24 protein-coding genes are annotated in these 23,545 nt (G+C 40.8%); 16 read left to right on the top strand and 8 right to left on the bottom strand.

The features are described 5' to 3' along the window. Nucleotides 1–8 precede the first annotated feature (8 nt). Both MN869_RS07950 and MN869_RS07945 read left to right on the top strand, forming a co-directional pair. Complete coding sequence (locus tag MN869_RS07950) at nucleotides 9–866, top strand: 3'(2'),5'-bisphosphate nucleotidase CysQ (RefSeq protein ID WP_033134091.1); 858 nt, start codon at nucleotides 9–11, stop codon at nucleotides 864–866. Between the two features lie 51 nt (nucleotides 867–917). Further along, a complete protein-coding gene (locus MN869_RS07945; protein WP_005202872.1) occupies nucleotides 918–1,649 on the top strand; it encodes a phosphoglycerate mutase family protein in 732 nt (243 codons plus the stop codon). Nucleotides 1,650–1,795: 146 nt separating this feature from the next. Here the strand turns inward: MN869_RS07945 and MN869_RS07940 are convergent, their stop codons facing one another. Beyond that, on the bottom strand, nucleotides 1,796–2,212 hold the full coding sequence (locus MN869_RS07940) for a hypothetical protein (protein WP_241345345.1): 417 nt from the start codon (nucleotides 2,210–2,212) through the stop codon (nucleotides 1,796–1,798). Nucleotides 2,213–2,529: 317 nt separating this feature from the next. Between MN869_RS07940 and MN869_RS07935 the strand changes: the two genes are divergently transcribed. Both MN869_RS07935 and MN869_RS07930 read left to right on the top strand, forming a co-directional pair. Beyond that, nucleotides 2,530–5,640 carry a M66 family metalloprotease gene (locus MN869_RS07935; protein WP_033134089.1) on the top strand — a complete coding sequence of 1,037 codons (3,111 nt, stop codon included), beginning with the start codon at nucleotides 2,530–2,532 and terminating at the stop codon, nucleotides 5,638–5,640. 188 nt (nucleotides 5,641–5,828) lie between these two features. Beyond that, complete coding sequence (locus MN869_RS07930; RefSeq protein ID WP_033134088.1) at nucleotides 5,829–7,091, top strand: hypothetical protein; 1,263 nt, start codon at nucleotides 5,829–5,831, stop codon at nucleotides 7,089–7,091. Between the two features lie 48 nt (nucleotides 7,092–7,139). On the opposite strand, the gene rpsT is transcribed toward MN869_RS07930, so the two are convergent. Continuing rightward, nucleotides 7,140–7,406: a 30S ribosomal protein S20 gene (gene rpsT / locus MN869_RS07925; protein WP_004807943.1), complete on the bottom strand. Its 267-nt coding sequence runs from the start codon at nucleotides 7,404–7,406 to the stop codon at nucleotides 7,140–7,142. 213 nt (nucleotides 7,407–7,619) lie between these two features. Between rpsT and MN869_RS07920 the strand changes: the two genes are divergently transcribed. The 4 genes from MN869_RS07920 (at nucleotide 7,620) to MN869_RS07905 (ending at nucleotide 10,085) form a co-directional block, all read left to right on the top strand. Beyond that, the gene (locus tag MN869_RS07920) at nucleotides 7,620–8,285 is read left to right on the top strand and encodes an NAD(P)H-binding protein (RefSeq protein ID WP_033134087.1); all 666 of its coding nucleotides are present in this window, start codon (nucleotides 7,620–7,622) and stop codon (nucleotides 8,283–8,285) included. Nucleotides 8,286–8,297: 12 nt separating this feature from the next. Beyond that, complete coding sequence (gene rraA, locus MN869_RS07915) at nucleotides 8,298–8,810, top strand: ribonuclease E activity regulator RraA (protein WP_005189586.1); 513 nt, start codon at nucleotides 8,298–8,300, stop codon at nucleotides 8,808–8,810. 12 nt (nucleotides 8,811–8,822) lie between these two features. Then, nucleotides 8,823–9,611 carry a glutathione S-transferase N-terminal domain-containing protein gene (locus MN869_RS07910; RefSeq protein ID WP_005316336.1) on the top strand — a complete coding sequence of 263 codons (789 nt, stop codon included), beginning with the start codon at nucleotides 8,823–8,825 and terminating at the stop codon, nucleotides 9,609–9,611. A 120-nt stretch (nucleotides 9,612–9,731) separates the two neighbouring features. Next, complete coding sequence (locus MN869_RS07905) at nucleotides 9,732–10,085, top strand: hypothetical protein (protein WP_005316333.1); 354 nt, start codon at nucleotides 9,732–9,734, stop codon at nucleotides 10,083–10,085. A 102-nt stretch (nucleotides 10,086–10,187) separates the two neighbouring features. Here MN869_RS07905 and MN869_RS07900 read toward each other — a convergent pair whose 3' ends face one another. Next, nucleotides 10,188–11,726 (bottom strand): acetyl-CoA C-acetyltransferase, encoded by a 1,539-nt coding sequence (locus MN869_RS07900; RefSeq protein WP_033134086.1) that lies wholly within the window; start codon nucleotides 11,724–11,726, stop codon nucleotides 10,188–10,190. 223 nt (nucleotides 11,727–11,949) lie between these two features. On the opposite strand from MN869_RS07900, the gene MN869_RS07895 reads away from it, so the two are divergent. The 3 genes from MN869_RS07895 to MN869_RS07885 all read left to right on the top strand — a co-directional run bounded on the left by MN869_RS07895 (nucleotide 11,950) and on the right by MN869_RS07885 (nucleotide 15,597). After that, nucleotides 11,950–13,341, top strand: coding sequence for a 3-oxoacyl-ACP reductase (locus MN869_RS07895; protein WP_005189566.1), 1,392 nt, complete (start codon nucleotides 11,950–11,952; stop codon nucleotides 13,339–13,341). A gap of 65 nt (nucleotides 13,342–13,406) precedes the next feature. Continuing rightward, a complete protein-coding gene (locus MN869_RS07890) occupies nucleotides 13,407–14,261 on the top strand; it encodes a MaoC/PaaZ C-terminal domain-containing protein (RefSeq protein WP_033134085.1) in 855 nt (284 codons plus the stop codon). Between the two features lie 82 nt (nucleotides 14,262–14,343). Then, entirely contained in the window at nucleotides 14,344–15,597 is a 1,254-nt protein-coding gene (locus tag MN869_RS07885; protein ID WP_033134084.1) for a serine hydrolase domain-containing protein, read from the top strand. On the opposite strand, the gene MN869_RS07880 is transcribed toward MN869_RS07885, so the two are convergent. Together MN869_RS07880 and MN869_RS07875 are read right to left on the bottom strand one after the other, a co-directional pair. Then, nucleotides 15,594–16,112, bottom strand: coding sequence for a GNAT family N-acetyltransferase (locus tag MN869_RS07880; protein WP_033134083.1), 519 nt, complete (start codon nucleotides 16,110–16,112; stop codon nucleotides 15,594–15,596). The genes MN869_RS07885 and MN869_RS07880 overlap by 4 nt on opposite strands. 7 nt (nucleotides 16,113–16,119) lie before the next feature. Beyond that, nucleotides 16,120–16,710, bottom strand: coding sequence for a TetR family transcriptional regulator (locus tag MN869_RS07875; RefSeq protein WP_033134082.1), 591 nt, complete (start codon nucleotides 16,708–16,710; stop codon nucleotides 16,120–16,122). 126 nt (nucleotides 16,711–16,836) lie between these two features. On the opposite strand from MN869_RS07875, the gene MN869_RS07870 reads away from it, so the two are divergent. Next, the gene (locus tag MN869_RS07870; RefSeq protein WP_033134081.1) at nucleotides 16,837–18,327 is read left to right on the top strand and encodes an MFS transporter; all 1,491 of its coding nucleotides are present in this window, start codon (nucleotides 16,837–16,839) and stop codon (nucleotides 18,325–18,327) included. 42 nt (nucleotides 18,328–18,369) lie between these two features. Here the strand turns inward: MN869_RS07870 and MN869_RS07865 are convergent, their stop codons facing one another. Both MN869_RS07865 and MN869_RS07860 read right to left on the bottom strand, forming a co-directional pair. Continuing rightward, nucleotides 18,370–18,963: a Maf family protein gene (locus MN869_RS07865; protein WP_033134080.1), complete on the bottom strand. Its 594-nt coding sequence runs from the start codon at nucleotides 18,961–18,963 to the stop codon at nucleotides 18,370–18,372. Continuing rightward, nucleotides 18,963–19,346, bottom strand: a complete 384-nt coding sequence (locus MN869_RS07860; RefSeq protein WP_004653014.1) for a DUF2237 domain-containing protein — start codon at nucleotides 19,344–19,346, stop codon at nucleotides 18,963–18,965. The genes MN869_RS07865 and MN869_RS07860 overlap by 1 nt, the downstream gene beginning before the upstream one ends. A gap of 139 nt (nucleotides 19,347–19,485) precedes the next feature. On the opposite strand from MN869_RS07860, the gene MN869_RS07855 reads away from it, so the two are divergent. Together MN869_RS07855 and MN869_RS07850 are read left to right on the top strand one after the other, a co-directional pair. Then, complete coding sequence (locus tag MN869_RS07855) at nucleotides 19,486–20,673, top strand: phosphoglycerate kinase (protein ID WP_005202901.1); 1,188 nt, start codon at nucleotides 19,486–19,488, stop codon at nucleotides 20,671–20,673. 154 nt (nucleotides 20,674–20,827) lie between these two features. Further along, nucleotides 20,828–21,073, top strand: a complete 246-nt coding sequence (locus MN869_RS07850; protein ID WP_004807917.1) for a hypothetical protein — start codon at nucleotides 20,828–20,830, stop codon at nucleotides 21,071–21,073. A 48-nt stretch (nucleotides 21,074–21,121) separates the two neighbouring features. Here the strand turns inward: MN869_RS07850 and MN869_RS07845 are convergent, their stop codons facing one another. Next, nucleotides 21,122–21,505, bottom strand: coding sequence for a hypothetical protein (locus MN869_RS07845; protein ID WP_004807915.1), 384 nt, complete (start codon nucleotides 21,503–21,505; stop codon nucleotides 21,122–21,124). 255 nt (nucleotides 21,506–21,760) lie between these two features. Here MN869_RS07845 and MN869_RS07840 point away from each other — a divergent pair, with 255 nt between their 5' ends. Together MN869_RS07840 and MN869_RS07835 are read left to right on the top strand one after the other, a co-directional pair. Beyond that, nucleotides 21,761–22,339, top strand: a complete 579-nt coding sequence (locus MN869_RS07840) for a nitroreductase (RefSeq protein ID WP_005202906.1) — start codon at nucleotides 21,761–21,763, stop codon at nucleotides 22,337–22,339. A 47-nt stretch (nucleotides 22,340–22,386) separates the two neighbouring features. Next, entirely contained in the window at nucleotides 22,387–23,460 is a 1,074-nt protein-coding gene (locus tag MN869_RS07835) for an NAD(P)H-dependent glycerol-3-phosphate dehydrogenase (RefSeq protein ID WP_004807911.1), read from the top strand. Nucleotides 23,461–23,545 lie beyond the last annotated feature (85 nt).

Below are 23,545 nucleotides of genomic sequence, written 5' to 3'. Positions count from 1 at the left end.
GTTGGTCTATGTTTATTAAAACGCTTGCTCCACAAGATCAGTTAATTTCACAACTTGTTCCGATCATGGCGCAGGCAAGTCAAATATTGTTGGAAGAATACCAAAGTTATTGTGCTGGTTGCGAGTTTAATATTCAGGAAAAAAGCGATGATTCGCCTGTAACGCAGGCTGATTTAAAGGTAAATCACTTTTTATTAAAGCACTTAGCGACAGTGACGCCTGAATTACCTGTGCTATCAGAAGAGAGTGATTACTCTGCTCGAGCGGCATGGCAGCGCTGTTGGATGCTAGATCCTCTGGATGGGACTAAAGAGTTTATTCATGAGCGTGACGAGTTCACGATTAATCTGAGTTTGATTGACGGTCACCAGACCATATTTGCGATTATTGCTGTGCCATGCGAGCAGGTGATGTACATCGGACATACCTCGCAATTACCGTATAAATATAGTTTTAGTCGACAAGAGTGGTTCCAATATCAGCTTGAAGAGCATGATATGGTGGCTCCTTTACAAATCGGTTTGAGCCATAACAGTAAAAATCCAAAATATAAAAACTTTATCGAGCCAATCTTACAAAATCGTAAGGTAGAGCGTCGTGAAGCAGGCAGTGCTTATAAGTTTTGTATGATGCTTGAAGGTGAAATTGACATTTATCCTCGGTTCCATCCAACATCAGAATGGGACACCAGCTCAGGCCAAGCCTTGTTAGAAAGTATTGGTGGTGGCTTGATGACCTTGGATCAAAAACCATTTCTATATAATCAACGCGAGACTGTGTTGAATGGTGGCTTTATCGCTTATCGTGATCAGCATTGCAAAAATATTGCATACGATGCGCTCAGTCGTTCTGGCATTTTAGATTGAGTGTTATCTGGCTCATGCTATAGTGAGTTAAATTAAAGCCTGTATGTGAATATGACTCTGCATTTATTGCCTAAAAGTATGTTTGAAGCAATTGATTTACTGCCAGATGCTTCAACGCCTGTGACTTTGTTTACACGCCACTCTTTACGTGAATTGGTGAATGGGCAAGGTTTGGCAGGCTATGATCTACAGTTGACTGAACAAGGTCGGGATTTGGCTTATGCTTGGGGGCAATATTTAATTCAAAATACGGATCGGGCGATTCAACATTGTATTTCCAGCCCGATTCAGCGCTGTGTGGATACTGCTGCTTTGATGATTGAAGGCGCTGATGAAACACGTAAAGTCGTTAATACCCATCAAATTGAAATTGTTGAGCAGCGTTTGTTGGTTGAACCGGGTAGCTTCGTGTTGGATATACAGCAGGCTGCACCTTATTTTCGTAAACAAGGTGCTTTAGGTTTTATTAATAGTTTTGTCAATAATGCTTTACCTGGGATGAAACATCCCATTACAGGCGTATTTGATGTATTGGAATTGCTTTATCATACCCATCCTACACAACAGAATGGTTTAAGCTTGGCTGTAAGTCATGACACGATTCTTGCTGCCATTGTTGCGGTGATTTCTGGTAAAAATCAAATTGAACAAACGGATTGGCCAGACATGATGGAGGGTTTGTTTGTATGGTTTGAGGGTGAGGACTTTGCGGAAAGTCAATTAAAATGGATTTGGCGTGGTGAGCGGCAAGCGTTAGAAATAAAGCAGTTTTTGAATCGCTAGTTCTAATTGATAATAAAAATGTTGCTTTGAAATATTAAAATCAAATCGGATAATAACTCACTAATCAAGAGCATTAGACTGCTGTTGATGTGAATCCAAACCGATCATTTGGATTCAAATATCAACATGATTGAATTAAAGTCTGATTAACCACATTTTCCAATTTTTTGTCCTTCGATATTGCTGAGGTTTGCTTGCAACTTGGTTGAAGCTGAACAGTGAATATTCCCTGAAATTATTGACTTATCTAAACTTAATATTGTCGCAGCTTGTGCAATATGTATATCACCACTGACACTTGAGTTAATTAATTTGATTGCTTTTGCTTGGTTAGCTTGAATGCTGCCTTGGATAGACGAGCTATTTAAAATCAAACTGCCACCTTTCCCGATATTTACATCGCCTTCAATTGACGAATTGTTGAGTGTGCAATTTGCACCTGCGGGAACAGTGAGAGCACTGACCGTATTGTTCTCGATCGTATTTGTGCAGCTTGCAGCAAAACTGAGACTACTGCATGAAAAAAGTGCGACTGCGATGATAACCTTCCCATTCTTATTCATTTGGCTCTCCAGTTTTTGTAGATTGATTGTTGCTCAAAACTTAAATTTAAATGAATTCTATATGCCTGAAATAGGTAGTTTGAGTGAGGGAAGTGTAGTGCTGTTGGTGGGGTTATGTTCAATTTGGAAATGTAAATAAAATTGAATTAGATTAAAAGTGTAATAAATCCAGTATTTCTTGTTTTTACGATAAATTAATTTCCCTTCCTGCTATTTAAGTTGATAGTATATATAAATACATGATTTATATTAACTTTAACTAATTAACTTAATTTGTCATTAACGATAATTTATCAAGTTTTTCTTGGGGAAGTGTGATGCAATTACAACTTAAACATTTAACGGTTTGTTTGTTATCGGCCATGCTCGTCGCTTGCGGTGGTGGTGCAGATCATTCAAATGCAACAAATAATACCGAGCCGCCAAAAAATGATCATGGTACTGGAGGGAATACCAATCCTACGCCAGGTGATGGAACCAATGAGTTACCGGGTGATGGGACGCCTGAGACACCAAATAATGGCTCAGGAACTACTGTGCCAGAACTACCAAATGGCGGTAATACTGGTACAGGTGGTGTCACACCAGAAGTTCCGAATACTGGCAATAATGGTTCGGGAACGACAACACCTGAAACACCGAATAATGGTAATAACAGTTCAGGAACGACAACACCTGAAACGCCAAATGGCGGTAATACTGGTTCAGGTGGTGTTACACCAGAACTGCCTAATACTGGCAATAATGGTTCAGAAAATACAAAACCTGAAACACCGAACAATGGTAATAATGGTTCGGATAACACGACACCAGAAACACCGAGCCAAGGTGGAGGCGGAAATACAGAAACACCGTCCATTCCACCTGTGGTAGAAAAGTATCCAGAACCTCGTAAAAATATAATAGATGAATCGGTGCTTGGTTTTTATGATTACGATAAGCTTGGACTGCCACGTCTACTGCGTAATGATCTAAATGGCAGTTTTGCTGCGATGTTGCAATTTGCACAAAGTCATGTGGTCAATCCTAAGAATAATGAAAAAGACTCAATGCCGCGTCTAACCACAGAAAAAGATGCCTTGTTGTTGGTGACACCATTGGCAGAAATGGGTGATTTACAGAAGCTACAAGTCGAAATTTATCAAGGCAATCAACTACTCAGAACGGTTAAATTGAAAGAGCCGTCAAGAATTGCAGCTTCTGATCAATCCAATACTGATGGGCGTCCGCCTGTGAGTTACTCTAAAAGAGCATGGACGGTTGCCTTAAAATGGAATGAAATTCGTGCCGGTTTACATCTCCGCGTGGTTGATCCACTGAATAATCGTAGCGGTGATTTAACTTCCGACAATATTGATTTGGCTGCACCAGGTGAATTGGTAGTGCAAAATATCCGTTTGGGCTTATTAACGGACCCTCCGAAGTCAACAGGCCACTATATGTTGCTTGAACCTGCCAAAGCGGGGACAGATTATTTTCAGACCATTCCTGCTGCACGTATGATCGTGACCAAATATGAGGATTTAAAGCTGAATAAAGTCATGGTCGCAAGTGGTGTGATCTACGACTCGGCAAGTGCAACCACGGGTGATGTTTATAGTGGTGATATGCGTGAAAACACGGCTAAATCGACTTTTGGTGTGGGGATTAATTTAGCCAATTGGGGTGTCACCAGTGCTTCAATGGCGAGCCAAGAACAGCCACAAATTACGCAAAGTGTGGTGGCCCATTATGCACGCGGCAAATACAGCAACGGTGAGGCAACTCATGGCCTCAGTGGCGGGAATGGTATGCTGACCTTGATTGACTCTGTAGGTAATGAGTTTAGTCATGAAATTGGTCATCATTATGGATTGGGGCATTATCCTGGTTCTGTCGGGGATAATATGTTCTGGGCAGCGCATCATGCTGATAGTGGCTGGGGCTATATTGCGTTTAGAAATAAAATGCGCGGTAATCTCAATTGGACTACCACTAATTTAGGTGATGGTGCAAATGGTGTACCGAATTTTCTGAATAAATATGCCTATGGTTGGGATGCGATGTCTGGTGGTGCGACGGCAAGTAGCATTTCTAAATATACTCATTACACCGGCTATAGTACCTATTTAAAAATTCAGCCTGCATTTGATCGTTATGTTTGGGATGCAACTTCTCCAACGGGTTATAAAAAATGGAATGCCACAACTCGGATGATGGAGGTTGCTCAGCCTAAAACACCAAACTCAAGTAATGTTTGGTATAACCGTGCTGATGGTAATTACTTGAAACCAAAAATGTTTGGTGTGCCAGTCTATACGATTTTGGGGGGATATGATCCAGAGGCGCAGGTTGGCTTGGTTTATCCTGCTGCAAAAGGGAATTGGGGTAATGTATTTGATCTACCACAAGCCAATCCAAATTCAGTAACAGCAAGTTGTTGGCTGAATGTGCAGTTTGCCAGTACGAGTCAAAATATTGCTTTAGCACCACAACGAATGAACTCGAATAGCAACGCCAATAAATTCCATGTCAACCTTGCGCAAAGTGAAGCACCGCAGCAAGTGAATTTGTATTGTAAAAAGGCCAATCAAGCAGCTGTGCTACTTTCAAGTACATCTATTCCTGTGAGTACAGTGGCTCTAGCACCTGCAGTTGAAATTGGTAAAGAAGCAGAATACTCAGCTCTTAGAGCGATTGAGTTGCCTCAATTAGAGCAGGCCTTAGTCGAGAATAAAAACAAGCCAGTTGTAAATCTTTCGACGGATGCAAAGTTACTATTTGATTCATATAGAACCTTTAAAGATCAACTATCACCTGATGCTCAGAATGAGATGGTACGTTATACCCAGCAGCAAATTAAGCTTTATCGACTCAATCGCTGGATCAATGTATATCGTTCGGATTTGACCAATTTAAATTCCGATGCATTAACTGCATTCCATGCTTTTGTTGAAAAGTTAGAACTCAAAGGTGATTTGAATTTTGCATCAAGCACCAGTTTATTAAACAGAACCAATTGTTTAAAAGCTGAGAAGTTGGCGAATGGTGATTTAAATGCATTTATTAGTGGATCAACAGGCTGTGTCGGTGATGACTCTGAGAAATGGATTTATGATGCATTGGGTAAAATCCATAATAAGCAATATATAGATCAGTGTTTAACGACTACAGCTGGTAATGTTATCAATCTCACACCTTGTAGCAGTGCAAGTAGTCAAGTGTGGGAGCTTGATACAACTGCGCTGGCGATTAAGCAATCGAATCAGTGCTTCGATTTGGAGGGTGGCTACTTAACCAATAATCGTGCACGTCTAATTCGCTATCGTTGTACCAGTGGTGCCAATCAAAAATGGACGATTCCAGTCGTAAATAACAGCCTCGTTCTTGCTGGTTTGTCTGCAAAGAATCTGGTATTGGCGACTAAGCTTTTACAATCTAGTCCTTAATGATTTGGGTATTTTATCTCAACGTCATAAGTTGATGATATGAAGTCCTTCGGGACTTCATATTTTTTTATGCAGAGTATTTTCTTAGAAAGTTGAAAAAAATAATAAAAGTGCACTTTTAAAATGTAGAAATTTTCGTCATGATAGGCTTATAAAAAGAGAAACTTGACGCATAATTGGATAAAAAGATGTTATTAAACACGATTTACTTATGGGAGCCTGAGGTTTTTACAGGTAAAGTCCCTTCGGAAGATGATTCACATCAAGTTGCTTTTGAACTGCATCAACAATATCGCCATATCTCTAGTCATGGTAGAACTTTGCAAGCATGGTTGAACTTATTTAGCAACAAGATTTGTGATCCGCAATACCAATCTTATTTTTCTGAACAGACGCAACAATGGGTGCAAGGGATTAAGACTAAGTTCGCTCAAGGGTTATGTGCCAGTGTGCAAGTAGATGTTCTAGCAAATGAAGCACAAAATGATGCGGTCTATCGGGTCTTTTATGAGGCCGCGCATGAAACAGGAATTGGCTTCTATGAGTCAAATTATAATGTGTGGGGAGTGGGTGAGTTACAATCCCCTGAAAATGCGGTTTCAAATATGTTGCAGCCATATTTGTTAGAACCTTTAAAAATCAAAGTGACTGAACCAATTTCTGAGCCTAAAAAGCAATTAAATCATTTTCAAATACCACAAAGCATGCCTGAAGCGGAACAATTGATTAGTCAATGGTTTGAGCAGCAAAGTTATGCCCAGCATTTAAAGTTGGATGTATTTAATGTTGCACATGATTTTATTTCAAATTGGGGCAATATTGGACGGCCTGAATTGGCGTTGGATGCAGGATATCGATGCTTTTTACTGACCCAAAAGCAGCTTGGTATTTTCTATCAGTTGAAAATGGTGCTTAGGAAATTAACAGTCAGTCCAATGCTGTCTTTTGCGATGGATTTTACGGATCGTTTTATTCCTGATCAATTGCAAGAGCAGTTGCCTGAACGCCTGATTTTTCGTCTACGTTCAATAGATGTGCATAAAAATACGGGGCAAAAAAATAATGTAGAACCGAGTTTTGCGTTGATGGGGCGCTGGGATACACAAACAGATATTCAGGATTTCTTTACTAACTTAGATGCTTATATCAATTTTATTTTTTCAAATCTAGGGCAAGGTCGGTTAGAAGTATTACAGGCATGGGCTTACGGTGATATGCCAGTAGATATTAAAATCGATTTGGATTTTCGCTTTGAGTTGATGATGATTGCATTAAGCCAAGATCAGTTGTATTTGCAAGAACGCTATCAACAGCATAAGGCTTTGTTGATGCAGAGCAATGCTCGAGCGAGCGATTTGGGTTTGTTGGAGGAGAGTTATATATTATGCCAAAAGCTGCTCAAGATCGTGACAGAGGCGGGAACGGGCTTACAGCCTTATGTGAAAAATTAATGGCAATAAAAAAGCCCGAAAAATTCGGGCTTTTTTATGTGCATCAAATTAGTTAGCTAATGCTTTAACTTGAGCGTTCAAGCGGCTCTTATGACGAGCAGCTTTATTTTTGTGGATGATGCCTTTATCAGCCATACGGTCGATTACAGGTACAGCTGTTTTATAAGCTTCTGTAGCAACAGCATAATCACCAGCAGCGATCGCATTTACAGTACGTTTGATGTAAGTACGAACCATAGAACGTAAGCTTGCGTTGTGTTTACGTGCTTTAACGTTTTGACGAGCACGTTTTTTAGCTTGAGCAGAGTTTGCCACTCGTGCACTCCTTGAAAATAAGTTGGTCTGGGCGGGCTGAAGTTAAAACCAATAAAACATTAGCAACATTCACCAGCCCGTAAACAAGTGCCATATTTTGAGGAAACTGAGCCGCGAAGTCAAGTCTTGTGATACTTTTAAGTACATTTAACAGGTGAAAACTGTGCAAGAAAACGTTACATTAGCCTTAGATATTGATTGGAATAAATAAAAATGAAAATAGGTGATAAAAAGGCAATCGTCATTGGTGCTACAGGTTTGGTTGGTCAAGCACTCATTGATGAGTTACAACATTCGGATGACTTCAATGCGATTACCGTTGTTGTCAGAAAAAAATCAGATACATTAAAAACTTACAGTAAAGTTAATCAGCTTGTTTTAGAAGATTTCTTATTACTCAATGATGAGGATGTTAGTGCTTATACGCATGCATTCAGCTGCTTGGGAAGCACCATAAAACAAGCAGGATCGAAAGAAGCATTTTACGCGATTGACTATGAAATTAATGCCCATTTTGCTGATTTAGTTCAGGATAAAAATATTCATTTATTAATGGTCAGTGCGTTGGGAGCGAATGCTAATTCACCAGTTTTCTATAATAAAGTAAAAGGTGAGTTGGAAAACTACCTCAAAAGCTTGTCAATTTATAAGCTATCGATCTTCCAGCCGTCACTATTAATTGGTAAACGAAGTGAAGTGCGGGTCTTGGAAGATATGGCTCAAACGATTTTTAAGCTCGTTGAAAAGACATGGACCAGACCGTTTAAACTTAAACCTGTAATGGCTGAGCAATTGGCGCATACTATGTTGCTTGCGGCACAAACGCAGACAGCTGCATTCAAACTCTATGACAATTTAAGCATACAACAAAGCAAATAATGGAGAATTTCAGTGACAACGATCCCTTTCGTAACGTGTGATTTGTTAGATGATAATCCTGAAAAAGACCTACAAGTGGTAATACCCTCACTCGATGGTAAATTCTTTAAAAGTTATGGTGCGCGTAAGACCTTTGGTGGGCAAGTGGTTACTGTAAAGTGTTTTGAAGATAACTCCCGTGTGAAAGAACTTTTGGCAACTGATGGTACTGGCAAAGTCTTGGTTGTTGATGGTGGTGCTTCAATGCGTTGTGCATTGATGGGAGATTTGATTGCGGAGTCTGCGGTAAAGCATCACTGGAATGGCGTGGTGATCTATGGTTGCGTACGTGATGTCGATGCGATTGCAGAATTGGATTTAGGCGTACATGCATTGGCTGCAATCCCGCAAAAAAGTAATCGTAAAGGCATAGGTGAAGTTGATATCACATTGTATTTTGGCAGTGTGACGATCAATTCTGGTGATTATCTCTATGCAGATAATAACGGTATTGTGATTGCAAAAGAAAAACTAGTCGATTGCTAAAAGGATAGCGTTATGTTGAAAATGGTGAACCATCAATTCAAGGTTTTACAATCTGTGGTGGCAAGTGTGATTGAAGGTGGGAGAGGTGTCTCTGGTACACCATTTCCAAATCAACCTGCAAAAGCACTTAAGCTCTATGAATTCGAAGGTTCTCCATTTTGTCGTCGTGTCCGCGAAGTCATCACCTTGTTGAATTTGGATGTAGAAATTTATCCATGTCCTAAAGGTGGTCAAAAGTACCGCCAAATCGTCAAAGCAAAAGGTGGGAAACGCCAATTTCCATTCTTGATTGATGAAAATACAGGTGACCAATTATATGAGTCACAACAAATTATTCATCACTTGTTTAAACATTATGGGAACAGTGGGAAGACACCGAAGAAATTTAGTCATTACCCAAAACTGCCTTATGTCTCTACTTTAGCAACAGTTGCTAATGCAGCGCGTGGTGTATGGATTAACCAGCAGATTGTTGATCGTCCAGCACCAGCTGAATTATTGGAGCTGTGGAGCTTCGAGGCCAGTCCTTATACTCGTTTGGTACGTGAAGTTTTGACTGAATTAGAACTGCCTTATATTTTGCATAATGTCTCAAAAGAACGTTGGCAGGACATGGGACCAGCAGCTTTGCGTTTAAAACCTGGAAAATATATTCCATTGCCTAATGGCAAACGCGAAAAGGTTGTAGAAGTGATGGGGAGAGATATTCAGGTTCCGTATTTGGTTGATCCGAATACTGGCGTAAAAATGTTTGAATCTGCCAAGATTGTTGAATATTTAAAAACGCAGTATGGAAAATAAATGTTGAGAAAGCATCTTGTAGAAGATGCTTTTTTTATAGGTGGTTGTGATGTGAATGTTGCTTGATTGGTCGTTTTAGCGGTTTAATACCAGTGAAAAGTAGAGTGAAGTGATTGATCGATGTTAAGCCAGCTGAGCAGCCTATTCAAAAGTTCTAAAGAGACACCTGAGCAGTTATTTTTAAAAGAACATGCTTTAGCATTTGATGCAGAGCAGGGCACGATTCTAAATGGTGTGGTGTTAAATAGCTTGAGCATTCGTTTGGAATATTTTTCTAATCGAAAATTAGATCGATTTGATGATTTAGAAAAGCTATTTCGGATTGCACCGCAAATTAATGAAAAGATCGATTTGGAAATTCATTCACAACGCTTTGTTGAGCGATTAGGAAATACAGAAGAAAATTTAAAAGAGTTGAAGCAAGCGATTAAAGTGTTAAACGACTATTATGTGAAGTTTAAGCGGGCGAGATAGTAATGAAAGTTTAAATTCAGATGGGTGGTTTTTTTGTGGTTTTAAATGTAAAAAAGGGAATAAATCTAAAGACTTAATCCCTTTTTTTGATCAGGTCGGAGATTATTTTTCAATAATCGCCGTTACACCTTGACCACCAGCAGCACAGATCGAAACAAGAATACGACCTGAACCTTTTTCATTTAAGATTTTCGCAGCAGTCGCGATGATACGACCACCTGTAGCAGCGAATGGGTGACCCGCAGCTAAAGAAGAACCTTTGATGTTGAGCTTGCTACGATCAATTGAACCTAAAGGTGCATCTAAACCTAAACGCTCTTTACAGAATTTTTCATCTTCCCAAGCTTTCAAGGTAGAAAGAACTTGTGATGCAAATGCTTCGTGGATTTCATAGTAGTCGAAATCTTGAAGTTTAAGGCCAGCACGCTCAAGCATACGCGGAACTGCATAAGCAGGCGCCATCAATAAACCTTCTTTCTTACCAACGAAATCAACTGCGGCAGTTTCAGAGAAAGTTAAGTAAGCAAGTACTTCGTGACCATTTGCTTTCGCCCATTCTTCAGACGCTAAAAGTACACATGAAGCACCATCAGTCAGTGGAGTCGAGTTACCCGCTGTCATGGTTGCAGCTTCGCCTTTACCAAAGACTGGTTTTAATTTTGCTAATTTCTCAGCAGTCGAGTCAGCACGTAAGTTGTTGTCACGATTTAAACCCAAGAATGGTGTAATTAAGTCATCGAAGAAACCTTCTTCATATGCTTTTGCCATTTTTTGGTGAGAAGAAGCAGCAAGAATGTCTTGTTCTTCACGTGGAATACCCCACTCAAGTGCAGTGATTGCTTGGTGGTCACCCATAGATAAACCCGTACGTGGCTCACCATTTTTAGGTGCATCCATAAGATCTTTAACATTAATTTTTGCTAGAGCTTTTAAACGGTCTTTACCAGTTTTAGCAATGTTAAGCTCTAATAATGCTTTACGTAAGCCATCACCGAAAGCGATTGGTGCATCAGAAGTGGTATCCACACCACCTGCGATACCCACTTCGATTTGACCTAAAGCAATTTTGTTTGCTACAAGAAATGCTGCTTGTAAACCTGTACCACATGCTTGTTGAATGTCATATGCAGGCGTTTCTGGTGCAAGTTGAGTATTTAAAACACACTCACGAGTCATGTTGAAATCACGGCTGTGCTTTAATACTGCACCAGCAACCACTTCACCTAGGCGTTGACCTTGTAGGTTGAAGCGCTCAACCAAACCGTTTAACGCAGCTGTAAACATGTCGATGTTAGAAGCTGTGAAATAAGCGCCGTTAGAGCGAGCGAAAGGAATACGGTTACCGCCGATAATGGCAACACGGCGCACAGTGTTTTGGCTCATGGTTTTATCCTGTTGAACAGAAGGTTTGGTTGTTTTAGCTGTAGCTGCTTTCGTCGTAGTAGATGATGCAGCAGTGCTTTTTGTAGTCCCCGCACTACGTGTTGTAGAGCGAGCACGCGTTGTTTTAGGTGTCGTCGTTGTCGCTTTCGGAGTTGTGCTTGCAGTTTTACGCGAAGTTGAAGCTGCTTTTGATGTATTTGACACAGTCTCTTGAGCGGAAGTCTCGACTGCTGGATTTTCTTGAGTTGTTTTGCTCATAAGGCTTTTCCAAGCATAATTGCGATATTCTTGCTACAAACATACCATATTTCAAATACTGCTGTATTGACTAGAATGACGCTTGAGACCACATTCAGGTCAAGACATCTAGACATGAACTCAAGTATGATTTGTTATGAGTCAATCAGACATTGATTTCATGCCATATCCCAACATGATTCATGTGTTTGTAACAAATTCATTTGTATGAGAGATAATAACCATGACCGATCAGTACCAAGCATTTACACAATCACCTCTAGGTAAGTTTGTCGTAAAAAATCTAGGTTTACCATCGCCAGTTGCGCTAGATCGTTTTGAAAGTGCTCAACCAGTTGTAAATGGTGCAGTATTGCTTGGCGCAGCACCATCAAGCACGGTTTCTGCTGCGATTGCTCAAGTTCTTAGCAACATTCATGCAGATAGCTATGTGGGCAATAATGTCGAATTACAACAAACTGCTGCAAAAGTAGGTTTAAATCTTCGTCCTCTTAATGCAGATGACAAAGAATCTAAATTTAAAGCGGTTGTATTTGATGCGTCTGGCATTCAAGATTCAGAACAATTAAAAGCGTTATACGACTTCTTCAATCCAATCGCACGTCAAATCTCAAGTTCAGGTCGTGTGATCGTGATTGGTACTACACCTGAGACTGCAAAAACAGTAAAACAAGCGATTGCACAACGTGCGCTTGAAGGTTTTATCAAATCTGTTGGTAAAGAATTCAAAAAGGGTATTACTGCACAAGTGGTCTATGTCGACCAAGGCGCAGAAGCAAACCTTGAATCAACTTTACGTTTCTTGATTTCACCACGTTCTGCTTATGTATCTGGTCAAGTGATCCGTGTGTCTAAAGCAGATGTGGTTGATTTAGATTGGGCGAAACCACTTGCGGGTAAAACAGCATTAGTCACTGGTGCGAGCCGTGGTATTGGTGAAGCGATTGCGCATGTATTGGCGCGTGATGGTGCACATGTCATTTGTTTAGACGTTCCACAACAACAAGCTGATCTTGAGCGTGTTGCGGGTTCAATAGGTGGTTCAGTATTGGCAATCGACATCACTGCTGCTGATGCGGGTGAGAAAATTAAAACTGCTGCTGCAAAACAAGGCGGCGTAGACGTTATTGTTCATAACGCTGGAATTACCCGTGACAAAACTTTGGCAAATATGAAGCCTGAGCTTTGGGATCTTGTAATCAATATTAACTTGTCTGCAATTGAGCGTGTTAACGATTACTTACTATCTCATGATGGTTTAAATGCAAATGGTCGTATCGTTTGTGTATCATCAATTAGTGGTATCGCAGGTAACCTTGGTCAAACTAACTATGCTGTGTCGAAAGCAGGTGTAATTGGTTTGGTTAAATTTACTGCGCCGACATTAAAGAATGGTATTACCATCAATGCGGTTGCACCAGGTTTTATCGAAACACAAATGACTGCCGCGATTCCGTTCGCAATTCGTGAAGCAGGTCGTCGTATGAACTCGATGAACCAAGGTGGCTTACCTGTAGATGTGGCTGAAGCAATTGCTTGGTATGCGTCTACTGGTTCAACAGGTGTAACAGGTAACGTTGTTCGCGTCTGCGGTCAAAGCTTGTTAGGTGCCTAAGCATTAGGGTTTTGAAGAGGGGTGCTTGTGCATCCCTTTTTTATAAAAATATTGAAAGGTTTATTATGAATACACGTCATTTTAGTCAGTTGCCAAAACCTTATTTAGCTTATCCAAAAGTCATTCAAGGTCTCATTTTCAAAAAACCAAAAGGTGAAAAGGTTCTGCCACAAGTTGAGTATGTGGTGGATACACTTAAGATTGATAGCAAACATTTAGAAAGCTATAACGAGATTTGTGGTTTTAAAAATGATGGTTTCGTGCCAGCAATCTATTTGGCAGTTTTGTCGCAAAGTCTGCAAATGCACATGATGACCAGTGAAGCATTTCCATTCCCGATCTTGGGTTTGGTGCATATTCGTAATCAGATCAAACAAACTCGCAAAATTGGTGTGAATGAGCAAATTACTTTATCGTGCAAGTTTGGTGAGCTAAAACCGCATGACAAAGGTTTACAGTTTGATTTCATCACGACTGCGAAAGTCGGTGGTGAAGTGGTGATGGAAAGTTTAACCACTTATTTATCACGCCAAAAAACTGAGAAAAAAGCAGTTGAAAAAGCCAAAGAAGTGAAAGAACCTGCTTACCAACCACAAGCAGAATGGAATATTTCTGAAAATACCGGCCGTCGTTATGCCGTGATTTCGGGTGACTTTAACTTGATTCATATCCATGCTGTGACTGCAAAAGCGTTTGGCTTTAAACAAGCGATTGCACATGGGATGTGGAGTAAAGCTAAAGCTTTGGCAAGTATCGAATTACCTGCGGCTTATGAGGCAGATGTTTGGTTCAAACTACCAATGTTCTTACCTTCTACGGTGGAGTTTTTAACTGCAGCCGAGCCAAAACAAACAGATTTCTTGATTCGTAATGTGAAATCTAAAAAGCCACATGTTGCGGGTACAGTGAAAGCACTTTAATTACGATCATGTCGTGTAAATGCTCCCTGTTGTTCGCAACAGGGATCTGCTAACAAGTATAAATATCATAAGGATTTGAGCTTTGATTAAAGAACTTTTATTTGCCGATACACATCATTATCACGGCAGTGTTGATGAACGCTTTATTGATTTGGCGAGCCAATTTAGCCGTCTACAAGATACACGAACCCAGCAAGGTGGCGCTGCATTGGTGGTTTATTTCCAAGGTCAAAAAGTTGTTGATATTTATACGGGTAAGAAATCTCAAGAAGAAGATTGGCAATCCAATACTTTAGCCATGTGTTATTCAACGGGGAAAGGCATTCTAGCGACACTTGCACATATTTTAGTGAGTGAAGGTGTGCTGGATTATGAGCAACCGATTGCACATTATTGGCCTGAGTTCGCTCAAAATGGTAAAGCCAATATTACTTTACGTCATGTTTTATCACATCAAAGCGGTTTATTTGACATTCGAAATACCATTGAAACAGCAACGGAAATGCTGGATTGGTCGCATATGCTGGATGTGATTGCCGCGGCGATACCACGTTTTGCTGCTGGACAAAGTTTTGCCTATCAGCCTTTGACCTATGGCTGGATTTTGGGTGGTGTGCTTGAGAAAGCAGCCAAGCAACCCTTAAGTTGGCTGATGCAACGTTATCTGGTACAACCGCTTGAACTGGATGGTGCGTATTTTGGGACGCCAACATCAGAATTAAATCGTGTTGCACGTTTATTGGAAAAACCGAAAACGGCATCTCAAGCTAAACCGCAACAAAATAAAAACAGTCAACCACGTAAAGCATCCTTATCAGAACGCTTATTGGAGTTCTCTGGGCAAAATCCACAAGATTTCCAAGATGCCATGATTCCAAAAGGCATGCGTCACTTTAGCTTCTATAGTGATGAAGGTTTGCAAGCTGTTATTCCTGCGGCTAATGGTGTATTTACTGCCGATAGTTTGGCAAAAGTCTATGCAATGCTAGCCAATCAAGGGCAATGGCAGGGGCAACAACTGATTCGCCCAGAAGTGTTTAAGCAACTCAGTACGGTACAAAGCAAAGCACGTGATCGCGTGATGCCGATTCCAATGCATTGGCGTTTGGGTTATCACCGTATTTTAACGATGGGTAAACGAGCACCGCATGGCTTTGGACATGTTGGCTTTAATGGCTCAGGAGCATGGTGTGATTTTGATCGTGAACTCAGTTTTGCTTATACCCATAATTTTAATATTACCTCGGCAACAGGGGACTATCGTCTATGGGGCTTGAGCCAAGAAGCGCTCCGCTGTGCAGATGAAATATTAACAGGTCGAAAAGGCTGGTTTTAATTTACCTTAATTTGATAGGGTGGAATGTGGTAAATCACTGCATCATATTTGCTTTCAGTCTTGTATGCAGCAATAGTTCCACCTAACATTTCAGCCAGTTTACGACTTGGTTGATTATCCACTGCAACAGGGTATAGGAAATATTGGGCGGATATGTGAGTAGAGGCCCAACGGAATACTTCTAAAATTGCTTCTTTGGCAAAGCCTTGATTGTGGCAATCTTCCCGAATCCATAATCCCAGTTCAGGTGTTGCTGTATGCATTCGATGCACACCGATGAGACCAATAAACAGCTGATCTTGTTTACGACGTAATACAAAATGGCGATCGGTATGGTTTGTTTCGGCGATCAGCCATTGTTGCCCAATTTTTTCTTGAGCTGCGAAGTTTTGAGCAGGTTCCCAAGCCATATAACGGGTTAATGTTGCTGTCACACAAGGGTAGATATCAACAAGATCATCCATTTTAAATACAAATAAATCGAGTCTTGCCGTTTGTAAGAGTGCTCGTTTCATTGTTTACTCATTTTGATTTCTTAAATAATTCTGCTTGAATAATGGCTTCGGTGTGGCGTTTAAAATCGTTTTCATTTAAGCCAATCAACCCCAGTTTGTAAATCCCTTCTAGGCCACAGACAAATGCAATTAGTCGCCATGCGATGTCATCGCTATTGGTCTCAAAATGAAATTCACCTAATGCTTGACCTTCATTGATCATCCGTACAATTGAACGATGCCAGTCTTGCATGGCAATATTATAGGCCCGTTTTATTTCTTCATCTTGATCAATAAGGACTTCAGCTTCATTCCATAATCTTAAATAAGGTTGGATTTGCTCAATATTTTCGCAACCGAGTAACAGGGAAAGGCGCTGTAAAGCGTTGGCTGTGTTGACTTGATTTTCAATTTCGTCTAGTTGTTGCATCAATTTGATAAAGGCTTCTGCTTTTAAATGTGAGCTGGAAGCAAAGTGGTGGTGTACTTGTCCTGTAGATGTTTGGGCTTCAGTGGCGATACGACGAACTGTCATTGCAGAAAAACCTTCGTTTAATGCGACCTGCATCGCAGCTTGTAAAATCATTTCACGACGTTGTTCGCGGTTTAAATAAGCCATTCTTTTTTAGCACCTATGAGTACATACAAATCAGAGACAAATTAACTCAACTTTAAAAGTTGGACAAGTGTTCAATTTTGGTTATAATAACGCCAACTTGAACAATTGTCCAATTTAGAGGCATTTATGTCACGCAAGTGGTTAATTCTTGCAATCGTTGTACTGATTTATCTTCCTGTATCAATTGATGCAACCGTTTTACATGTGGCAACACCGACATTGAGTGAGTCACTTTCATTATCCGCAAATGAATTGCTGTGGATTATTGATATTTATTCCTTGGTCATGGCAGGTCTGATTCTGCCAATGGGTGCCTTGGGAGACCGTATTGGCTTTAAAAAGCTGATGATTATTGGTGGTATCTTATTTGGTCTAGCATCATTGGCCGCAGCCTTTTCTTCTACTGCATATGCATTAATTAGTTCTCGTGCTTTATTGGCTGTTGGTGCAGCCATGATTTTGCCTGCCACTTTATCTGCGGTTCGTAATACTTTCCTTGATGAAAAACAGCGTAACTTTGCTTTAGGTGTTTGGGCAACTGTCGGTGGTGGTGGTGCAGCCTTTGGCCCATTGCTTGGTGGTTTTTTGCTTGAGCATTTTCATTGGGGCTCAGTGTTCCTGATCAATGTTCCGATTATGATTGCTGTACTTGCTTTAACGGTCTTTGTGATTCCAAAGCAGGCAGGGCAACCAAAGCAAAATCTTAACTTATTACAGGCCATTGTATTGGTGGTTGCTATCCTGAGCATGATCTATGCGATTAAAACTGTCATGCACGGCTTTAGTATCTGGTCAGTTCTGATATTCGCAGTTGGTTTTAGTTTGTTGGTAGGCTTTATTCGTACACAACTCACATCAACGTCTCCAATGATTGATATTCAATTATTCAAACATCCTGTGATTGCGACAGGTGTGGTGATGGCAATTGTATCAATGATGGCTTTGGTTGGATTCGAGTTGCTGATTTCTCAGGAATTGCAATTTGTTTACCAACTCTCACCGTTGGCTGCTGGGGCATTTATTTTACCGTTTATGATTGCGATCAGTTTAGGCGGTCCAATTGCCAGTATGCTGGTCAACCGTTTCGGTCTGCGTTCAGTTGCATCGCTGGGTATGTTGATGAGTGCTTTAAGTTTATGGGGCTTGGCCAATACCAATTTGATGCAAGCACAAATCCACGCATGGGCATGGATGGTGTTATTAGGTTTAAGTGTGGAAATTGCTTTACTGGCGTCAACCTCTGCAATTATGTCTTCAGTACCGCCAAGTAAGGCGACCGCAGCAGGGGCAATTGAAGGGATGGCATATGAGCTGGGAGCTGGTCTAGGCATTGCCTTTTTCGGTCTGATGTTGTCATGGTTCTATGCCAACTCGATTGTGGTTCCAGCCGATGTACCACATAACATCATTGAACAGGTGAGTAGTTCGATTGGTGAGGCCGTTCAAGCCGCTAAGCAATTACAGCCAATGATTGCTGAACATGTCATTGCAGCTGCTAAGCAGGCCTTTAGCCAGTCGCATCGTTCCGTGTTGAACGTGGCTGCCTTGTTGTTCTTGATCTTGTCGATTTTTATTTGGTTCGCATTGCCAAAAAGAGTCACTGTGGTCGAGGAATAATGATTGACCCTGATCTAAATTGAGTTTAGGTCAGGGCATTTTTTAAGGAATACTTATTTCAAACTGACGCAAGATCTTACACAGTTGAATCATGGGTAAGCCCATCAAGGTGGTTTGATCATCGCCCACCATTTTTTCAAATAAGCTAATCCCCAAGCTTTCACATTTAAAACTACCCGCACAATGCAAGGGCTGGTCAATTTCAATATAACGCTCAATTTCTGGTAATGTCAGCTGACGAAACTTAACTTGGTAATGTTCGACCAGTGTGGTTTCAAAGCCAGATTGCAAATGTTGGACGCTGATCGCGGTACTGAAAAAGACCGTCTGACCTGAGTTTGCCTGCAATTGTTGAATGGCATTTTCAACGCTTAAGGGTTTACCTATAAAGTCATAAGGAGCATGTTCGCGCCAAGCCACCTGATCTGAACCAATCACAATGGCATCAGGATGTTGCTGAGCAATCACCCCCGCTTTCTCAAAAGCAAGACGTTTAGCCAAATCATCGGCATGTATTTCCCCTGATGCAGATTCATCAACATCAGGGGAAATACAGCGATAATTCAACCTTAAACGATCCATCAGATCTTTACGGGTTTGACTGCTGGACGCCAAAATCAATTCATGTTGGTTCATTACACCGCGTATTCCACAAGGATATTCAAGGGAACATAATGCAGTACGGCATTATGGCAAGCATTCAACTTAATCGGTGGTGCTTGTCCTGCTTGATAAGCTTCGACCCAACGCGTCACACAGATACACCAGAAGTCACCTGGTTTAAGACCAGGGAAGCCGACTTCGGGTAACGGTGTAATGAGATCATTGCCGACTTTTTGCGAGAAATTTAGAAATTCAGAAGTCATTTGTGCACACATTGTATGCTGACCTAAATCGGTGACCGCCGTGTGGCAAAAGCCATTACGAAAATACCCAGTGATCGGGTCATAACAACAGCTGGCTAAAGGTTCGCCAAGCACGTTTAAACGATTAATTTTTGGATCTGGATGAATTGACATAATAATAGAAAGATTTAGTGACGGTGATTATCATAATCAAAACTGAAGCTTTCGGCAGCTTTTCTGCAAAAAAACTCACCTTTATTTCAGAGAATCATTTAAAATTACGCCGTTTTTAAAATCAACTAGAGAGCCATCCATGAATTTTCAGCGCATGACTGATCTTGATTTAGCAGGTAAACGAGTTCTTATTCGTGAAGACTTAAACGTTCCTGTAAAAAATGGGGAAATTACCAGTGATGCACGTTTACGTGCTGCATTGCCAACTATTAAAGCGGCTTTAGAAAAAGGCGCGGCAGTGATGGTATTTTCTCATCTTGGTCGTCCTGTAGAAGGTGAGCCAAAACCAGAACAATCACTTGCACCAGTTGCTGCTTACTTAAGCAAAGCGTTGGGTCAAGATGTTAAATTATTCACAGATTATTTAGATGGCGTTGAAGTGGCTGCGGGTCAAGTTGTGTTACTTGAAAACGTTCGTTTCAACCACGGCGAAAAGAAAAATAACCAAGAACTTGCGAAGAAATACGCTGCATTATGCGACGTATTCGTCATGGATGCATTCGGTACGGCGCACCGTGCAGAAGCATCAACTGAAGGTGCAGCACGTTTTGCGCCAATCGCAGCTGCGGGTCCTTTATTGGCAGCTGAGTTAGATGCGCTTGGCCGTGCAATGCAAACACCAGAAAAACCAATGGTTGCGATTGTTGCAGGCTCTAAAGTATCAACTAAACTTGATGTGTTGACTTCATTGTCTACCATCTGTGATCAATTGATCGTGGGTGGTGGTATTGCCAATACCTTCTTGGCTGCAGCTGGTTTTAATGTTGGTAAATCACTTTACGAAGCGGATTTGGTTGAAACTGCAAAACAAATTGCAGCAAAAGTGAGTGTTCCATTACCTACAGATGTTGTGGTTGCAGATGCAAGCCAAATCAACTTTGAAGATTTCCTTGGTTCATTGGCAAGTGCACAAGCTGTTGTGAAAAACGTGGCTGATGTCACTGATACCGATATGATTTTGGATGTGGGTCCTGAAACGGCTAAAGCATTTGCAGACATCTTAAAATCTTCTAAAACAATTCTTTGGAATGGCCCAGTGGGTGTTTTCGAAGTCGATCAATTCGGTGAAGGAACTAAAACACTTTCATTGGCGATTGCTGAATCTGCTGGTTTCTCGATTGCAGGTGGTGGTGATACGCTTGCTGCGATTGATAAATATCAAGTTGCTGATCAAATTGGTTATATCTCAACAGGTGGCGGTGCATTCTTAGAGTTCGTAGAAGGCAAAACTTTACCTGCTGTTGCAGTTTTACTTGAGCGTGCTTAATCAATTTTTAATTTATTGATTAATCAAGAGATAGTTTTAAAAGAGTCGATTTAAATCGGCTCTTTTTACTTTTGCACAACGTTGTCGTCATCAAAATGTCACATATCTGAAATATGCTTGTCATAACTTAACCAAGTAACTGTGGAAAGCCGTGATGAAATTTAAATTAACCCTTGCCGCTCTAATTATTGCTCCAATCATGCTGACTGCATGTGCAAAGAAAGAAGAAGCGAAAAATGCTGAACAGCAAGACCAAACAGCTGCTGCTGTATCAACACAGACATCCCCAGAGCAACAAGCTGCAATTGATGCGATTGATAAACCGAATTTAGATGAAAAGAATACTGATGTTGCTGAACAAGGTGCAGCATCTGAAGTCGCTGCGAGCGAAGCGCACTAAGTGATTTAGAAAATAAAAGCCGATGTTTTTACATCGGCTTTTTTGTATTTATGAATTAGCTTTGCAGTAGAAGGTAAGCGTGGTTTGATAATCATCATCTCGAGCTAAAGAGGCATTCTTGCCCGTAAGTGTGCCGAGTACACCAGCTGCAGCTTCAACCATTTTACCTGTTTGTTCATCGACCACACCTTTTAGTACGCCTTGGTACGCGGTTTTTTCGTCAACAACAACTGGGGCTGTGTTACGGGTACAGGTTTTTTGAGCGGCAGTTACTGCATTGTTTTTTGCAATCAGGTTGGTTTTACCAATACCTGTGACTTCGTACTGATTATTTTCTTTTTGAATTGCCAACGTGTTGGTTGGTGTAGATGCACATGCTGTCAATCCGAGTGCCAAGCCACCAACTAAACTCATGATTAAGGTTTTTTTCATTACTTGTTCTCAAGTCGTTACATAATTGTATTATTGGAACATAGAATTTCTGAGTGCTTTTGCAGGTTATGTACAGTTTGTGCAGACACTCTGTAAATTTTCTCAAATGAATGATGAGTTTAGCGATGATGATATTTGTTATTTACCAACGAAATTCAATTATAGACATCTGTGACAAGCAAGAATTAAGCATAGTGGAAATCATTCAGATTATGCTAATCTAGCGCCATCCTTGTGTTAGTTAGATTCATTTCAATGACGGACTCAAATATAGAGACAATTCATCAAAATATTCATCAACGTCAATCTATTGGGCAACTGATTGAGCCTGCACCAAATACAGAACAACTCGAAAAAGCAGTGCAAGCTGCATTGACTGCACCTGATCATCATCGTTTAAAACCAACTCGTTTTGTGATTGTGACTCCTGAACTACGTGCGGCTTTTGGTGAGCAATTAGCGAGTGCTTTAGCAGATTTAGGTGAGACAGATCCTGCACAACTTGATCGAGTGAAACAGCATCCGTTTCGTGCGCCTCTGTTGGTTTTAGCCTTAACCACGATTCAAGATCATCCTAAAGTTCCACACTTTGAACAGATTTTAAGTACAGGTGCTGCGATTCAAAACTTCTTGTTGTCATTACAAGCACAAGGCTTTGCAACCATGTGGCGTTCTGGGGCTGTGGTTGAATCGAATTGGTTGAAACAGCAATTGGGATTAAAACAACAGGATCTTATTTCTGGAATTATTTATATTGGAACAGCAGCGAAAGCGATTGCGCCAAGAGCAGAAATAGATAGTCAAGATTTTGTAAAAGTATGGCAAGTAACCTAAGCTTTGTTTTGCATGATTAAAGAAAGAAATTCGTTTCAGGATAAAAAATGACAGAGTTAAATTTTAGTGATTTAGTTGAGCCAGTTGCCGTAGATCAGAAAACAGCATTAAGAATTACGGTCTTGGGCGGTGGTAGTTTTGGTACAGCGATGGCAAATTTAGCGACCAGAAATGGTTGCGATACCATGATTTGGATTCGTGATGCCGCTGTTGCGGAAGAAATTAATCAAACACATATCAATAAACGCTATTTACCTGATTATCCATTGGAACCTGCTTTGCGTGCAGTGGCTGACCTAGAGCTTGCTGTACGTGATCGTGACATTATTTTGGTTGCCATTCCAAGCCATTCATTCCGTGATGTACTCAAACAGATTGCGCCGTTTATTACTTCTCAGGCTGTGGTTTCATTGACCAAAGGCATTGAAGCAAAAACCTTTAGTTTTATGAGCGATATTATTCGCACAGAACTGCCAGAAGTGCCGTACGGTGTTTTATCTGGTCCAAATCTTGCCAAAGAAATCATGGCGGGTATGCCTTCAGGAACGGTTATCGCCAGTGAGTCAGAACTAGTTCGTTATGCGGTGCAACATGCTTTACATAGTGCTTTATTCCGCGTGTTTGGTAGCGACGATGTGCATGGTGTTGAATTGGGTGGTGCGTTAAAAAATATTTATGCAGTTGCCATGGGTATGGGTGGGGCTTATAAAATTGGTGAAAATACCAAAAGTATGATCCTCACTCGTGCGTTGGCAGAGATGAGCCGTTTTGCAGTGAAACAGGGTGCAAATCCATTAACCTTTTTGGGATTGTCTGGTGTTGGAGATTTATTTGCCACCTGTAACAGTCCATTAAGTCGTAACTATCAAATTGGTTTTGCATTAGGTTCTGGGAAAACACTGGATCAAGCGACTAAGGAGCTCGGTCAAACTGCGGAAGGGATTAATACAATCGTCCAAGTGCGAACTAAAGCGGAAGAGCTGGATGTATATATGCCAATTACCAATGCGCTGTATGATGTGATTTTTGAAGGTGCGCCACCAATGACCATTGCGTTGTCTTTGATGAAAAATGGTCATCGCAGTGATGTGGAATTTGTTTTACCTCATCATGAAGTCTAGGGGTCTGTTGATATTTCATGCATGCTTGAAATATCAACAGACCTAATTAAAACTGTCATCTATTCGCGTTATGATGCAGCTATAA

The sequence above is a fragment of the Acinetobacter sp. NIPH1876 genome, from assembly GCF_022808535.1.
GTDB lineage: Bacteria > Pseudomonadota > Gammaproteobacteria > Pseudomonadales > Moraxellaceae > Acinetobacter > Acinetobacter higginsii.
The sequence above is the reverse complement of the archived record's forward strand: the minus strand, read 5'-3'. Positions and strand labels throughout refer to the sequence as shown.